Source organism: Actinomycetota bacterium (assembly GCA_030017835.1).
Taxonomy (GTDB): domain Bacteria; phylum Actinomycetota; class Aquicultoria; order UBA3085; family Oleimmundimicrobiaceae; genus Yes70-04.
The window spans coordinates 34,462-49,864 of sequence record JASEGU010000001.1; the positions used below are offsets into that span (position 1 = coordinate 34,462).

The window sequence follows — 15,403 nt, forward strand, 5'->3', positions numbered from 1 at the left end:
GATCACGAAGGGATAAACCTTGTTCAATAAGATACTCATAGCCAATCGCGGCGAGATCGCCCTAAGGATAATAAGGGCCTGCAAGGAGCTGGGGATAGCGACGGTTGCCGTCTACTCTGAGGCCGATAAGGAATCTCTCCACGTAAAGATGGCCGACGAAGCCGTCTGCATCGGACCAGCTCAGAGTGGACTCAGCTACCTAAATATTCCAAGCATCATAAGTGCGGCCGAACTGACCGGAGCTGAAGCGGTTCACCCCGGATACGGATTTTTGGCGGAAAACTCTTACTTTGCCGAAGTTCTTGGCTCATGCGATTTGACCTTCATCGGTCCCACCCCTAACGCCATCGAGCTGATGGGGCACAAGTCTGCGGCCAAAGATAAGGTGAAGGAGATAGGCGTCCCGACGATTCCCGGATCGGACGGCAAGATAGACGATCACAAGGAGGCATTGAAATTTGCCAAAAAGACCGGCTATCCCGTCATCATCAAGGCTTCGGCCGGCGGCGGGGGCAGGGGAATGCGGGCGGTTCAGAATGAGGCCGAGCTCATCGATCAGATCAAGATGGCTGAAACCGAGGCCAAAGCGGCCTTTGGTGACTCCGAAGTCTATATAGAAAAGTACCTAGAGGAGCCGCGTCACATCGAGTTTCAAATACTGGCAGACAAGTTTGGAAACGTCATACACCTTGGCGAGCGGGACTGTTCCATACAGCGCCGTCATCAGAAGCTGATCGAGGAGGCCCCTTCAGTGGCTCTCAGCACAAAGCTCCGCAAGGAGATGGGAGAGGCGGCCATAAAGATCGCCAAGGCCGTCGGCTATGAGAACGCGGGAACGGTAGAATTTCTCCTTGACAAGCATGGAGACTTTTACTTCATGGAGATGAATACGCGCGTCCAGGTAGAACATCCGGTGACCGAGGCTGTGACAGGAATCGATATCGTAAAAGAACAGATCAGGATCGCGGCCGGCGAAAAATTGAAACATACCCAGGGTGAGGTCAAGATAATCGGTCATGCCATCGAATTTCGGATAAATGCCGAAGATCCGACCAAGAACTTCATGCCTCAAGCCGGTGATGTCAAACTTTACAACCCGCCGGGCGGCCCGGGCGTTCGCGTTGATAGCCATCTCTATTCCGGCTATCGGGTTCCTCCCTACTACGATTCACTCATCGCCAAATTGATAGTCTGGGGAGAGACCAGAGACGAGGCCATAATCCGCTCAAAGAGGGTCTTGGAGGAGTTCATAGTGGTCGGCATCGAGACGATCGTACCCTTTCACCTAAAGGTCATAGATAACGCCTTTTTCAAGAAGGGTGAGATATACACCAATTTTGTCGCCCGAAGGATAATGGAGGATTGAAAAGAGGAGAAAGTGGAAAGGGCCCTTAAATCAATGTTTAAGATAGATATAAAAGAGGTCAACATCTTTATCTGTGGCGCAAACCTTCTCAAATGAACGGATGCCGATCCGATGCTTGAGCGAAGAAAGGCAAGGAGGATGGCTCTTGAAATTCTTTATGAAAAAGACATCCTCGGAGATACGATTGACGATATAATAAGGGTAAGAAACGCCTCGAACCGAGGAGCGCCCCTTTCCGATTTTGCTCTCACCCTGCTCCATGGCTTCGAAAGGAACCACGAGAAGATAGACGAGCTCATAGCCGAATATGCCGACAATTGGTCGATAGACAGGATGCCGATAGTCGACAGGAATATAATCAGAATAGGCGTCTATGAAATGCTATTTGAGGAGGCCATTCCGATAAGGGTCTCGATAAACGAGGCTGTTGAGCTGGCCAAGATATTCGGCTCTGAAGATTCGAGCAAGTTCGTCAATGGAATCTTGGGCCGGATCGCCAGGGAGATGGGCGAAGAAGAGACGGTAGCTACGGAGGAGTAAGTTGGCCGCAAAAGAGGATGGATTCGACCAATTGATGGATAGATTGAAAGAGATAGTTGAGAAGGTGCAGGACGTCTCGCTCGGCCTTGAAGGATCGCTCAATCTCCTGGAGGAGGGCATAGACATCGCCAACAGGTGCACCGAAAGGGTCGACAGGATAGTGGGCGAAGAAGGCATCGGTCTTAAAGAAGACGTCGCCAAGCCCCATTTATAAATTTCGCCTCCAATCCTACGGAGACTGATCCGTTATGAGAAAGATATTGAATAAGATAGAATCGCCTAAAGACCTAAAATCCCTATCACATCAGGAGTTAAAGGAGATTGCTGCCGAGATTAGGGACGAGATGATCAGAGTCGTTTCCGTAAACGGCGGTCACCTCGCCCCAAGTCTTGGCGTCGTCGAATTGACCATCGGGATTCATCTGGCTCTTGAGTCGCCAAAAGACAGCATAATTTTCGACGTCGGCCATCAAGCATATGTCCACAAGATCCTGACCGGTCGTCTCAAAAAGTTCTCTACCTTAAGGAGACACGGGGGCTTGAGCGGATTTCCAAAGAGAGCCGAATCGGAGCATGACATCTTCGATACGGGCCACGCCAGCAATTCGATAAGCGTCGCTCTCGGAATAGCCGAGGCTAAAAGGATGAAAGGGGAAGCTGGAACGACGCTTGCCGTAATCGGTGATGGCTCACTTACGGGAGGCATGGCTTATGAGGGACTAAATCAGGCCGGTCATCTAAAGACCCCCATGATCGTAATATTGAACGACAACGGCATGTCGATAGCGAGAAACGTCGGCGCCTTTTCCTCTTATCTTGCCCGGATCAGGTTCGATCCGACCCTTTACAAGATACGGGAAGAGATGGAGCACAAAGTTATAAAAATGATTAAAACTATCCCCGGTGTCGGGAGCAAGATATCTTCGATAGCTGAGGGCTTGAAAGAGAGTCTGAAACATATCCTGGTTCCGGGCATGATCTTCGAAGAACTCGGTTGGAAATATATCGGTCCCATAGATGGACACGATGCCGAGTTAGTGGCCTCGACCATCAGGATTGCCAAGGAGATAGGGGCCCCCGTCGTCATCCATTGTTTAACTAAGAAGGGCAAGGGCTACCCCTTCGCTGAGAATCATCCGGAGCGCTTTCATGGGACAGGTCCCTTTGAGATAGATACCGGTGAGGTTATAAAGTCGGCAAAGAAGACCTACACCGAGGTATTCGGTGAGGCCCTCTTAGAGATAGCAGAGAGCGATGAGAGGCTGGTTGCGATAACGGCGGCCATGCCGGCTGGGACCGGTCTTGACGTCTTTGCCAAGAGATTCCCTGCTCGCTTCTATGACGTCGGTATAGCCGAGCAGCACGCCGTAACCTTCGCATCCGGCCTTGCCCTCGAAGGTTATCTGCCGGTTGTCGCCATCTATTCGACATTTTTGCAGAGGTCTTTCGATCAGATAATCCAAGATGTAGCCCTGCAAAACCTGCACGTCATCTTCGCCATCGATAGGGCCGGCCTCGTCGGAGAGGATGGCCCGACCCATCACGGAGTTTTCGACCTCTCCTACTTAAGGCAGATTCCCAATATGACCATAATGTCTCCCAAGGATGAATTCGAGCTCAAAGATATGATCCACTTCTCGACCGAGCTTTCGGGTGCGGTTGCCATCAGGTATCCTAGGGGTTCTTCCAGCGGGGTTAAGATAAAAAGCGCGTCGAGCAAGCTAAGGCTGGGCAAGGCTGAGGTTTTACGGACCGGCTCAGGCGTTGCCATAATTGCGGTCGGCCGGATGGTTCAGCCCTCTCTTGCGGCGGCCAAGCTGCTTGCGGCCGCGGGCATCGATGCCAGTGTTGTAAATGCCAGATTCGTCAAACCTTTAGACGAGGAGCTATACGCTAGGCTCGCCAAGGAACACGATCTCATAGTCACGGTCGAGGAGAACTCGATCGTAGGCGGGTTTGGAAGCGGCGTTCTGGAATTTTTTAGCGAAAGATCTATCGAGACGCCTTTTTTGAAGATAGCTCTGCCCGATGAATTCGTAGAACACGGGGCAGTATCGATACTCCACGCCGTAGTCGGTCTTGACTGCAATGGGGTGACCGAGAGGATAAGCGAAAAGTGCGAGGCAATGGGGATTGGCGCAAAGAGTAAGGCTCGACAATTTACTCGTAAAACAGGCCAGATTTAAGAGTCGTGAGTCGGCCAAGGAGGCCATAATATCCGGCCGGATTTTTGTGGATGGCTTTCCATGTGATAAACCGGCAAGGCTAGTCTCTTTAGATAGCGATATTTCGATCATCGATGACAAGCCTGAGTCCTTTGTCTCTAGGGGAGGAACAAAGCTCAAAGAGGCCTTGGATAGGTTCGATATCGATCCAACCGGCAAGGTAGCTCTGGACGCCGGTATCTCGACGGGTGGGTTTACCGATTGCCTCCTTAAGGAGGGGGCGAGGTTGGTAATTGGGGTGGATGTTGGTTACGGCCAGCTGGATTGGGCCTTAAGGAACGATCCCAGACTTCAGCTCTTTGAGCGGACCAACATAAAGGATTTGAGCCCAGATCTTCTTGTCGAATCAGCCGACATCGTGCTGGCCGACCTCTCTTTCATTTCGATAACCAAGGTCTTTAAGAGCTTAAAAAGTCTGGCTAAAGAGGACGCAGACTTCATCATTCTAATCAAACCCCAGTTTGAAGTGGGTAAAAAGGACGTTGGCAAGGGGGGGATAATAAGGGATCCGCTCCTTCATGAGAGGGTCTTAAAGGACCTGCACAGGTTCTTCGCATTTGAGGGGGCAAGGGTTCTTGAGATAATCGGGTCCCCCATAAAAGGGAGCAAGGGCAACAAGGAATTCTTCTTCCACATATCCTTCAAGAGAGAAGGGCCCGCCCCCTTAGAGCTTGACCAGAAGATAGACGAGTTGGTTTTCGATGAGTAAAAGGGCCGCCCAAGACGGAGCGTAGAAAGGGAAGAGATGAAGGTTGCTCTGGTTGTTCATACCAAAAAACCCAACGTGAAAGAGATCGTCAAGGATCTCGCAGACTGGCTTAAAGAGCGAAACATCGATCTCAACATGATAGAAGAGGACGCCCTTGCTCTCGGTTTTGAAGGGTTCGGTCTACCGGCTGAAGAGTTGACCAGGGGCGCAAGTCTTTTGATCTCTCTGGGTGGCGACGGAACCATCCTAAGAGCGGTCAGATACATAACCCAAGATGAACTTCTTATCCTCGGGGTGAACCTCGGCAAACTCGGATTTTTAACCGAAATCAGGGCCGAAGAACTCTTTTTTGCGCTCGGCCGTTATTTGGCCAAAGACTATCACGATGACAAGCGGGCAATGCTTAGGGTGAGAGCCAGATCCGGCAAGAAACTTATCCTCGAGCAGGACGTCCTAAATGAAGTCGTCGTCGGCCGCGGCGCCCAGCAGCGCCTGGTCGAGTTCTCCGTTCTCATTAACGATAAAGTGTTTACCGATTACGCGGCCGACTCGGTCATCTTCTCTACCCCGACGGGCTCGACGGCCTACTCCCTTTCGGCGGGAGGCCCCTTGGCCTCCCCCAAAGTAAGCTCGATTCTGATGACCCCGGTCTGTCCCCACTCCTTCTTCAACAGGAGCCTTCTCTTGAGCGGGGAAGATGGGATCAAGGTGGTGTTTACCAAGGAGAGCCAAGACTTCTCCCTGGCCCTGGACGGGATAGTCGCCCAGCTTGGCGAAAGCATAAACGTGGTCGAGATCGAGACATCGAGCCGTCTCGTCAATCTAATGAGGCTGACGGGCAGAGACTTCTATGCGAACCTAAAAGATAACTTGAATAATTGGACTAAGATCGGTGATTGACCGATGTTAAGAGAGCTCCATATAAAGAATCTAATCTTAATCGACGAGCTCTATATCGAGTTCGACCGCGGTTTAAATGTCTTAACCGGCGAGACCGGGGCGGGCAAGACGGCGCTTATCGAGGCGGTAAACCTTCTTTTGGGAGAGCGAAGCGATACCGGCATGATTCGTTCCGGCACCGATGAAGCCAAGGTTGAAGGCCTATTTACCATTCCGCCATCCCGTCTTTTAGAGCTGGAAGATTTAAGGGAGTACCTTGGAGACAGCGCCGAATATGTGATAGTTCGCAAGATTTCCAAAGAGGGAAAGAGCAAGTGTTACATCAACGGAAATATGGTCACTCTTTCGACGATTAAAGATCTCGGAAACCTCCTGATCGACCTGCATGGTCAACACGACCACCAGTCCCTTCTCAAAACCGCAAATCATCTAAATTTTCTCGATCGATATGGCGGAAGCGATCTTCTGGAATTAAAGAGCAAGTATCAAGCGAAGCACTTAAGCTTGAAGCGAGACACGGGCCTCTTAAATAGACTTAGCGACTCCAAGGGCGAGAGGGAAAAAGAGAAAGACCTTCTTAAGTTTCAGATCGATGAGATAGAGAATGCCGCCTTGACTCTGGGTGAAGAGGAGGCCCTCGTCCAAGAGGCTGAAGTGTTGAGCAGTTCTGAAAGGATAATGGAGGCCCTCCTATCGACCAAGGACTCGATCTCGTCCGACTTGGATAACTCCGTTATGGATAGTTTAAAGAGATCTGAGGTGCTCCTCTCCAAGGTAGCTGACTTAGAGCCCCGTCTTTTCGCAGCTCATCAACGGCTAGAGGGAATCTCGGTTGAGCTAGAGGATTTGGCCGGCGAGCTCAGAAGGCTCGCAGAAGATTTCGCCTATAATCCAGAGCGGTTAAAAGAGGTTCAAGACCGCTTGGCCGCCATATCGTTTCTCAAGAAGAAGTATGGCCAGAGTGTGGGCGAGATACTCTACTTTTTGGAGCGGGCCAAGCAAGAGCTCTCCCTCATAGATGACTCAGGCGAGCGGATCAAAGATCTCTTTGAGTCGGTCGAGGCATCCAAGGTCGAGCTCTACTCGTTGGGCGTTGAGCTCTCAAAGAGACGCCTCAAGGCGGCCAGCCTCTTTGAGGCCGAAGTCATAACCCACCTCAAAGATTTAAATATGGTTAAGATCGACTTTAAGGTAGACATTGAGACGCTGGGACGAGAGGACTTGCTCCAATCGAGCACGGGTATCGATAGGATCGAGTTTTTGATCTCACCCAACCAGGGTGAGGCCCTAAGGCCCCTTGCTAAGATCGCTTCCGGCGGCGAGATATCCAGGGTGATGCTGGCCTTGAAGATCGCCCTTGCCAAGGTGGATGAGATAGAGACCCTGATCTTCGATGAGATAGACAGCGGCGTTGGGGCCGTAACGGCCGGATATGTGGGCGAGAAATTGAGCCTCCTTTCAGATACCCACCAGATAATTTGCGTGACCCATCTTCCTCAAATAGCGGCCTATGGCGAACTTCATTACCGCGTCTTCAAGGAGGAAGAAAGCGGGGCCACCAAGACCCATATAGACAAGCTATCTTTTGATGATAGAATTGATGAGATTGCAAGGATGCTTGGAGGAAAAGGAAGCCCGACAGAGCTCTCCAAGGAGCATGCCAAAGAACTCCTCAAACTAGCCATAGGCTAATTGCTCCCTGATTTCTAGGTAAACTGGTCTTTATAGCTCTTTTATGTTTTTAAATATCCTTCGAGGGTAGGTTCAGTGGTGCAAACGGGTAGGGCGATGATGGATCGCCGGACAAAAAGATTGGTCAAGCGGCTCAAAGCGAGCGATATCGCCGTGATTGATCACATAGATCTGGATAAGGTTACGGCCGAGGCGCTTTTGGAGACCGGAGTCAAGACGGTCATCAACGCCTCAGCCTCCATATCGGGCAAGTACCCCAACCTCGGCCCCTTCCTCCTGGCTTCCCAAGAGGTGAACATCATCGATAATGTAGGTGAAGAGATATTTGAGCTCGCGCTCGAGGGGGAAGAGATCAGGGTGGAGGGAGAGAGGGTTATCCTTGCCTCAGGTCGCACCTTGGAGGGGGAAGTCCTCGATAAGCCGGCAATCGAAGAGAAGATGGAGGCGGCTCGGGAGAATATCAGCCACGAGATCGATAAATTTGCCACAAACACATTAGATTACATGAAGCGCGAAAAGGGTCTTCTCCACGGGGGAGAAGAGATGCCGGATAGCCGCATCGATTTCAAGGACAGACACGTACTCATCGTGGTCAGAGGATATGATTATAAGGCCGATCTTATAGCCTTGCGATCCTACATCAGGGAAGTTCGCCCGATACTTATCGGGGTCGATGGCGGAGCGGATGCCCTGATACAGGAGGGCTATAAACCTGATATAATCATGGGAGATATGGATAGCGTGGCCGATCAGACGCTTGAAGCGGGGGCTGAATTAATCGTACACGCCTATCGGGACGGGAGCGCACCCGGCCTTAAGCGTCTTGAGAGGATGGGGCTTTCGGCTAAAACCTTTGCTTATGCGGGCACCAGCGAGGATATAGCCATGCTCTTTGCCTTCGAGAAGGGGGCCGAGCTCATAGTTGCCGTCGGAACCCATCTCAATCTGGTCGAATTCTTGGATAAAGGCAGGGCCGGAATGGCCAGCACATTTTTGGTCCGCTTAAAGGTCGGTGAGAGGCTGATAGATGCCAAGGGAGTTAGCAGGCTATACAGGAGCCAAGTAAAACCGCTCCACTTGATGGTTCTGGTCGCCTCGGCTTTGACAACCGCCGTTGTTATCATCACCTTTTCGACCAGCATCAGGAGCCTTTTTAGGCTGATCGTGCTGAAACTTCGAATAGTATTTGGTTATTAGGGGGCTTTAAGGGTGCTCGATTTCAAATATCATATCTCCTCTTTGATCGCGGTCTTTTTGGCTCTGGCTGTGGGGATACTGTTGGGTTTGGTGATCGTGGACAAGGGGATAATTGCCAAACAGCAACAGACCTTGATTGATAGCGTCCAGACCGACATCAAACAGGTTCAAGAGGAAAACCAGGCAATTAAACTGGACTTCGAGGACTCGGTTAAGGTAGAGAGGGCTCTGCTCCCCCTGGCCGTGGAGGGCCGCCTTTCCGGGCGAAATCTCGTCTTCATATCGAGCAAAAAATACCCGGACGGATTGATCGACACCTTAAAGAAGGCAGCCACATTAGCCGGGGCCAGGGGGAGCTTCCTCACCGTTCAACCGGATCTTGGTCTCTCCACTAAGAGCAATTTTGCCGCCTTGTCGGCCATCTTGGGCGAAGGCTTATCTGCCGAAGAGCTCAAGATGATAGTGACCCAGCGTCTGGCCGGCGAGCTCTCTTCCGTCACCGATCGCGCCCTCTTCAATAAATTGACCTCCCTAAAGATCATAAGGAGCGATTCCAAGGTCTTTTTGCCTGGAAGCGACTTCATATTCGTCGGTAGCGATATGGAAGATTTCAATCCCAAAGCCTTCGATTTGCCCTTGATAGAAGAGCTGAAACTTCGCACCGAACGGGTAGTTGCCGTCGAGACTGAAGATATCAAGAACTCCTCCATTCCTCTCTATCAGGAGTCGTCCATCTCCACCGTGGATAATATCGATGAGGTCTCCGGCCTCATCTCTCTGACCTATTCTTTGAGCGGATCTCCCGGACACTATGGATCGAAGGAGACGAGCGAGCGTCTGCTTCCCAAAGAGATGACGGATTGATGGTGAATAAGGGTAGGGTGATAGCCCTCATTCCCACCTTTAACGAGGCGGAGCGGATCTCTGCGACCGTCAAGGCCGCCAAAAGGATCGCCGCTCTCGATGATGTCTATGTTGTAGATGATGCCTCCAGCGATGAAACGGTTAGTTTAGCCAAAGAGAGCGGGGCAGAGGTCTTCATAAACGAGCGAAATCTGGGGAAGGGGGCCTCTTTGAATGGGGCCATCGCAAGACTAGATTTCGATGTAATCCTTCTTCTCGACGGCGATTTGGGAGAATCGGCCATCGAAGGCGAGAAACTCCTTGCCCCCATCCTAGCAGGTGAGGCCGACATGGCGATAGCCGATTTCCCAAAGGCAAAAAGAAAAGGGGGATTTGGCCTGGTCAAGGGTGTGGCCAGATGGGGGATAGAGAAACTAGCCGGCCAGCCTTTTGACGAGCCGCTATCCGGCCAGAGAGCCATAAAAAGGGAGGTCCTGGTCGCCGTCGGCCCATTTGAAGGGGGCTTTGGGGTCGAGACGGCTCTGACTATAGACGCCTTGAAAAAGGGATTTAAGGTTATAGAGGTCAAAACAGGGATGTCACACGCTGAGACCGGGCGAGATATCAAAGGGTTCATTCACAGGGGTCGCCAGCTTATGGATGTGATAAGGGTCATAATCAAACGCTTGGGGTAATCTAATGCAAGATTTCATATTATCTTTTTTTATCGCTCTCATCACCGCCGCCGCCCTTAGCACCCTCGTCCTTTCGGTCCTCTCAAAAACCCCTTACGCAAGAGAGAATTATAGAGGCGTAAAAGTCATTGCCGGAAGCGGTCTCATCATCCCGATCAATATTCTAATTCACCTCCTCTTGGTTCAGATCATCGCAAGACCGGACTTAGCGTCCTCTCCCATCTCAATCCAGATGGTAATCTTCATGCTAATATCCCTAGCCATCCTTGGAGCAATAGACGATCTTAAGGGCGACAGGAGCACGGGAGGCTTTAAGGGCCATTTCGGGCGCCTACTGAAGGGCGAGCTTACGACGGGCTCGATTAAGGCGCTCGGCGGTGGTCTTGTGGCGATAATTGCGGCCTATCCCTCATCCAGCAATCTCTTCGAACTGATAATCAAGGCCCTTGCCATCGCCCTATTCATAAATCTCTTCAATCTTTTGGATTTGCGGCCTGGACGGGCGCTCAAAGTTTTCATAATATTAGGGGTAGCGATAGCCTTAATGATTCCTTGGCGAGAGTCGCTCTCGATCTGGGGAGCCGTGATGGCAACAGGTTTAGTTCTGCTCCACGTCGACCTTTCCGAGCGGGGCATGCTAGGAGACGTTGGATCAAATCTTTTGGGCGGTCTGACAGGTTACTTCATAGTAACAAGGGCAAGTTTTTCGATAAATTTGATCCTTCTCACCCTTCTTGTGTTCATAAATCTTTACTCGGAAAAGAGGTCAATCTCCGAGTTGATTGAGCGAGTATCCTTCTTGCGCTGGCTGGACGAATTGGGCAGAAGGGTTTAAGTGGCCTCGGAGAGTAAACTGGAGGGCTTTTAATTGGCAAAATATATCTTTGTGACCGGTGGAGTCGTCTCCTCGCTCGGCAAGGGGATTACGGCCGCCTCATTGGGCCGCCTCTTAAAGAGCAGAGGATTTAAGGTGACGGTCCAAAAGCTCGATCCCTATCTCAACGTCGATCCGGGGACGATGAGTCCCTATCAGCACGGCGAGGTATTCGTGACGGATGATGGGACAGAGACCGACTTGGACCTCGGCCATTACGAACGCTTCATAGATGAAAACTTAAATAGCGATTGTAACGTCACGGCCGGGTCGATCTACTCCTCCATAATCGCCAAGGAGAGGCGGGGCGATTACCTGGGCGGGACGGTTCAGGTCGTTCCCCACGTTACAAACGAAATAAAGGGGCGAATACTCCGTCTGGGCAAGTCGAATGCCAAGGACGTCGTCATAACCGAGATAGGTGGAACGGTCGGCGACATCGAGGGCCTTCCCTTTTTGGAGGCGATCCGCCAGTTCAAGAAGGATATCGGCAAGGATAACGTCCTCTACATTCACGTCACCCTGATACCGTATCTGAACGCCTCCTCCGAGCTCAAGACCAAACCCACTCAGCACAGCGTCAAGGAGCTAAGGAGCATAGGAATCCAGCCCAACATCATCGTCTGCCGCTCCGAAAGACCGATAAACGAGGATATAAAGAGGAAAATAGCTCTCTTTTGCGACATCGAACCGAACGCGGTCATCTCGGCCGTAGATGTCGATACCATATACGAGGTGCCGCTCACCCTCCATCGCGAGGGGCTCGACCAGATCGTGGTCGATCACTTGAAGCTAGGCAGCCAAAAACCCGACCTCAAAGAGTGGGAGTCCCTGGTCAGACGGATCAACAATCTCTCCAAAAAGGTAGTGATAGCCCTGGTCGGCAAGTACGTTCAGCTTCCTGATGCCTACTTGAGCGTGGTCGAGGCCCTAAATCACGCCGGTTTTCATCACGAGGTTGAGGTCGAGATACGCTGGGTCGATGCCGAGACGCTTGGACCCAAAAAGATAGATGATGAACTTGCCGGAGCCGATGGTATTCTGGTGCCCGGTGGTTTTGGAGTGAGGGGGATCGAGGGGAAGATAGATGCGGTCAGGTTTGCTCGCGAAAATCGCGTCCCATTTTTGGGCATCTGTCTTGGAATGCAGTGCGCGGTTGCCGAGTTCGCCCGCAATGTTGTCGGTCTTGCCGGAGCCAACAGTTCGGAGTTTGATGAGACGACGCGTTATCCCGTTATAGATCTTATGCTCGACCAGAAAAGCGTCGATGATAAGGGTGGAACGATGCGACTTGGCCAATATCCATGCAAGATTGCCAAGAAAAGCAAGACTTTCGATGCGTATGGCGAAAATATAATACATGAGAGACATAGGCATAGATATGAACTGAACAATGATTACAGGGAGGTCTTTTTGGAAAAAGGTCTGCTTCTTACGGGGCTCTCTCCCGATGGTAATCTGGTCGAGATGATAGAGCTACCGGATCACCCCTGGTTCATAGCCTCCCAGTTCCATCCGGAATTTAGATCCAGACCAACAAAGCCTCACCCGCTTTTTAGAGATTTCATCGGAGCGGCCAAAGAGAAAAGTGAGACTAAAAAGATAAAGGGGAGACGATGATCGAGGCAGATAGGGTCACCAGGACATTTACCGACCTGGTCAAGATCAAGAGCGAAAGCTTCAAAGAGAAGGAAGTTGCAAAATATATAATCAATAAGCTGGCAGCCAAAGGGGTAAACGTTCGCACCGATGCCATCCAGGACAAGGTGGGAAGCGACACCGGAAACGTCGTCTTTAGGGTCTTTGGCAAGAAGGAGTTGCCAAACATTCTTCTCATGGCCCACATGGACACAATTTCGCATAAGGGCAACGTCACCCCAGTCATAAGTGCGGGTGGAATCATCACAAGCGGTGGAGAGACGATCCTTGGGGCCGACAATAAAGCGGGCATAGCTGCCATAATCGAGATGGTTGAGGCGATCCACTTTAAGGATTTTGAACACGGAGATATCGTCGGGATATTTACCGTCGCCGAAGAGGTCGGCAGCATAGGCACCAAGTCCCTCGATTTTGCCAGTCTAAATGTGGATTATGCCTTCGTTTTGGATGGCGAAGGCGAGGTGGGCAGCATCATAACCAAGAGCCCAACCCAGAAGATGGTCAAGGCCAAGTTTTTGGGCAAGTCAGCTCACTCGGGCATCAACCCCGAGGATGGGATCGACGCCATCAGGGCGGCAGCCAGGGCGATCTCATTTATGAAGCTCGGCCGGGTAGACGAGGAGACTACGGCAAATATCGGGGTGATCCGCGGAGGGAGCTCCTTCAACGTCATCGCCGACGAGGTTATCCTTGAGGGTGAGATCAGAGGCTTTTCTGAAGGGAGAATTGCCATGCAGATAAAGGACATGACGGCCATCTGTAACGATTGGGCCGATCGGGTTGGAGCCGATGTTGAGCTCGACATCAAGACCGGTTTTCAGGGCTACGACCTATCCGATGATGAGCCGATAGTCAGAATGGCTATGGAATCTATACGATCCATCGGTCTCGAGCCAAGGCTCGTCTCTAGCGGCGGCGGCAGCGACGCCAATATTCTGAGTGAGAAGGGTATAAAGACCATCAACTTGGCGACCGGCATGAAAAGCCCCCACTCGGTCGATGAGAGCATAGAAATCGACGACTTGGCCAACCTATCAAGAGTTATCTTAGAAATAGTCAAGAGAAGCTCCCAAATCGGTGTATAATGCGCTTTAGATCCGCCAAAGTAGTCGAAGTGGTTGAGAAGAACTCTGCCATCTCGAACCTAATAGTCGAATTGGAAGGCCGTAAATTTACGGCCGTAAATTTCAACGACTTAACGGGTCCGTCCGCTCCCGGTGATGAGGTGGTCGTGAATACCTCAGCCATCGATTTAAAACTTGGCAGCGGCGGGGCCCACTTCGTCCTCTGGAACCTCAAAAGAAGGGACTTTGAGACCGCAAACCTGGGCCACATCATCAAGATGAGATACACGCCGCTTCAGGTCCCAATTCTTTCAGTCGAGGAGCAGGAGAGCCCCCACCACGAAGAGATGAGTAATACCGAGCTATTTGGGATGCCCTGCATAATCGGAAGTCTCCACAGTCAACTTGCTCCCGTAGTTTTAACGATCAAGGCGGTGGCGCCCAAGGTGAAGGTAGCTTACGTCATGACGGATGGAGGAGCTCTACCCCTAGCCTTAAGTGACACTGTCACGCATCTCAAAATGTCCGGCCTGTTAGATAGCAGTATAACCGTCGGCCAAGCCTTCGGCGGAGATCTGGAGGCCATCAATATCTATAGCGGTCTCATTGCCTCAAAGTATGTCGCAAAAGCCGATATCGCGGTAATAATGATGGGTCCTGGCATCGTTGGGACCAATACTCCGCTCGGATTTTCCGGGATCGAACAGGGGCAGATAATAAACGCGGTCCATTCTCTGGGCGGCTATCCGATAGCCATCCCGAGGATTAGTTTCAAGGATAAGAGGGAGAGGCACTTTGGTCTCAGTCATCACTTCGTCACCTCCCTCACCAAGGTAGCTCTTGCCAAAAGCTCCATAATCCTTTCCGATATGCCCAAGGCTGAGATGGACTTGGTCAAAAAGAGGTTGGATTCAAGCGGACTCTCAGCAAAACACGCAGTCGAAATCGTCTTAAATGAGATTACTTTGAGTGCGATAAAAGAGAGCGGAATTAAACTTACCACCATGGGCAGGACTCCAGACGAGGAGCCAGTCTTCTTCAAGACGGCCGGAAGCTCTGGCCTTTACGCCTTAAGACTCTTGGGAGTCGAGTTTTGATGGAAGAGAGCCCCTATCTCACTGTCCAGTCGGACCTCAAATTTAAGGGCAAGATATTTCAGCTAAAAGTGGAGCAGGTGCAAGGCCCAGGGGGCGAAAGATTCGAGCGTGAAGTGGTTGAGCACTCTCAAGCGGTCGCCATAGTGGCCCTTGACACAGAAGGGCGGCTGCTTCTGGTGAAGCAGTATAGGCACGCAGCCAAAAAGGAGCTCTGGGAGATTCCGGCCGGCTTGATGGAAGAGGGGGAGGAGCCGCTAGAGGCCGCCAAGAGGGAGCTTTTCGAGGAGACGGGTTTTGAGGCCAGAAAATTTGACCATCTCTTAAGCTTCTATTTTACTCCGGGCAACAGTACCGAGCAGCTTCACCTCTTTCTGGCCGACGACCTCTCTCAGAGGACCGATTTTATCGACCACGACGAGATAATCGACTTCTCCAGATTCTCCCCAGCCGAGGCCGCCTCGATGATGGAGCAAGGCGAGATAATAGACTCCAAGACGATAATTGGCCTTTTGTTGCTAGAGCGTCATCTTAAAGGGTGAAGA

Annotated in this window: 15 protein-coding genes; all 15 read left to right on the forward strand. The window is 51.4% G+C overall.

Annotated features, from left to right (window positions below; genetic code table 11):
• Positions 1 to 19 precede the first annotated feature (19 nt).
• The 15 genes from accC to QMD53_00255 all read left to right on the forward strand — a co-directional run bounded on the left by accC (position 20) and on the right by QMD53_00255 (position 15,400).
• Complete coding sequence (accC, locus tag QMD53_00185) at positions 20 to 1,366, forward strand: acetyl-CoA carboxylase biotin carboxylase subunit (protein MDI6799097.1); 1,347 nt, start codon at positions 20 to 22, stop codon at positions 1,364 to 1,366.
• 111 nt (positions 1,367 to 1,477) lie between these two features.
• Positions 1,478 to 1,906 carry a transcription antitermination factor NusB gene (gene nusB / locus QMD53_00190; GenBank protein MDI6799098.1) on the forward strand — a complete coding sequence of 143 codons (429 nt, stop codon included), beginning with the start codon at positions 1,478 to 1,480 and terminating at the stop codon, positions 1,904 to 1,906.
• Position 1,907: 1 nt separating this feature from the next.
• Complete coding sequence (xseB, locus tag QMD53_00195) at positions 1,908 to 2,120, forward strand: exodeoxyribonuclease VII small subunit (GenBank protein ID MDI6799099.1); 213 nt, start codon at positions 1,908 to 1,910, stop codon at positions 2,118 to 2,120.
• Positions 2,121 to 2,154: 34 nt separating this feature from the next.
• On the forward strand, positions 2,155 to 4,092 hold the full coding sequence (gene dxs / locus QMD53_00200; GenBank protein ID MDI6799100.1) for a 1-deoxy-D-xylulose-5-phosphate synthase: 1,938 nt from the start codon (positions 2,155 to 2,157) through the stop codon (positions 4,090 to 4,092).
• A complete protein-coding gene (locus tag QMD53_00205) occupies positions 4,040 to 4,840 on the forward strand; it encodes a TlyA family RNA methyltransferase (GenBank protein ID MDI6799101.1) in 801 nt (266 codons plus the stop codon). The genes dxs and QMD53_00205 overlap by 53 nt, the downstream gene beginning before the upstream one ends.
• Before the next feature lie 36 nt (positions 4,841 to 4,876).
• Entirely contained in the window at positions 4,877 to 5,740 is an 864-nt protein-coding gene (locus QMD53_00210; GenBank protein ID MDI6799102.1) for an NAD(+)/NADH kinase, read from the forward strand.
• A 3-nt stretch (positions 5,741 to 5,743) separates the two neighbouring features.
• The gene (recN, locus tag QMD53_00215; GenBank protein MDI6799103.1) at positions 5,744 to 7,432 is read left to right on the forward strand and encodes a DNA repair protein RecN; all 1,689 of its coding nucleotides are present in this window, start codon (positions 5,744 to 5,746) and stop codon (positions 7,430 to 7,432) included.
• A 75-nt stretch (positions 7,433 to 7,507) separates the two neighbouring features.
• Entirely contained in the window at positions 7,508 to 8,629 is a 1,122-nt protein-coding gene (gene steA, locus QMD53_00220; protein ID MDI6799104.1) for a putative cytokinetic ring protein SteA, read from the forward strand.
• A gap of 12 nt (positions 8,630 to 8,641) precedes the next feature.
• Positions 8,642 to 9,493, forward strand: coding sequence for a copper transporter (locus tag QMD53_00225; protein MDI6799105.1), 852 nt, complete (start codon positions 8,642 to 8,644; stop codon positions 9,491 to 9,493).
• Positions 9,493 to 10,167, forward strand: coding sequence for a glycosyltransferase family 2 protein (locus tag QMD53_00230; protein ID MDI6799106.1), 675 nt, complete (start codon positions 9,493 to 9,495; stop codon positions 10,165 to 10,167). Before QMD53_00225 ends, QMD53_00230 begins: the two co-directional genes overlap by 1 nt.
• A gap of 4 nt (positions 10,168 to 10,171) precedes the next feature.
• Positions 10,172 to 11,002 (forward strand): hypothetical protein, encoded by an 831-nt coding sequence (locus QMD53_00235; protein MDI6799107.1) that lies wholly within the window; start codon positions 10,172 to 10,174, stop codon positions 11,000 to 11,002.
• Between the two features lie 33 nt (positions 11,003 to 11,035).
• Positions 11,036 to 12,661, forward strand: coding sequence for a CTP synthase (locus tag QMD53_00240; protein MDI6799108.1), 1,626 nt, complete (start codon positions 11,036 to 11,038; stop codon positions 12,659 to 12,661).
• Entirely contained in the window at positions 12,658 to 13,785 is a 1,128-nt protein-coding gene (locus QMD53_00245; protein MDI6799109.1) for a M20/M25/M40 family metallo-hydrolase, read from the forward strand. Before QMD53_00240 ends, QMD53_00245 begins: the two co-directional genes overlap by 4 nt.
• On the forward strand, positions 13,785 to 14,861 hold the full coding sequence (locus QMD53_00250) for a DUF3866 family protein (protein ID MDI6799110.1): 1,077 nt from the start codon (positions 13,785 to 13,787) through the stop codon (positions 14,859 to 14,861). The genes QMD53_00245 and QMD53_00250 overlap by 1 nt, the downstream gene beginning before the upstream one ends.
• Positions 14,861 to 15,400 (forward strand): NUDIX hydrolase, encoded by a 540-nt coding sequence (locus tag QMD53_00255; GenBank protein ID MDI6799111.1) that lies wholly within the window; start codon positions 14,861 to 14,863, stop codon positions 15,398 to 15,400. The genes QMD53_00250 and QMD53_00255 overlap by 1 nt, the downstream gene beginning before the upstream one ends.
• Positions 15,401 to 15,403: the final 3 nt, after the last annotated feature.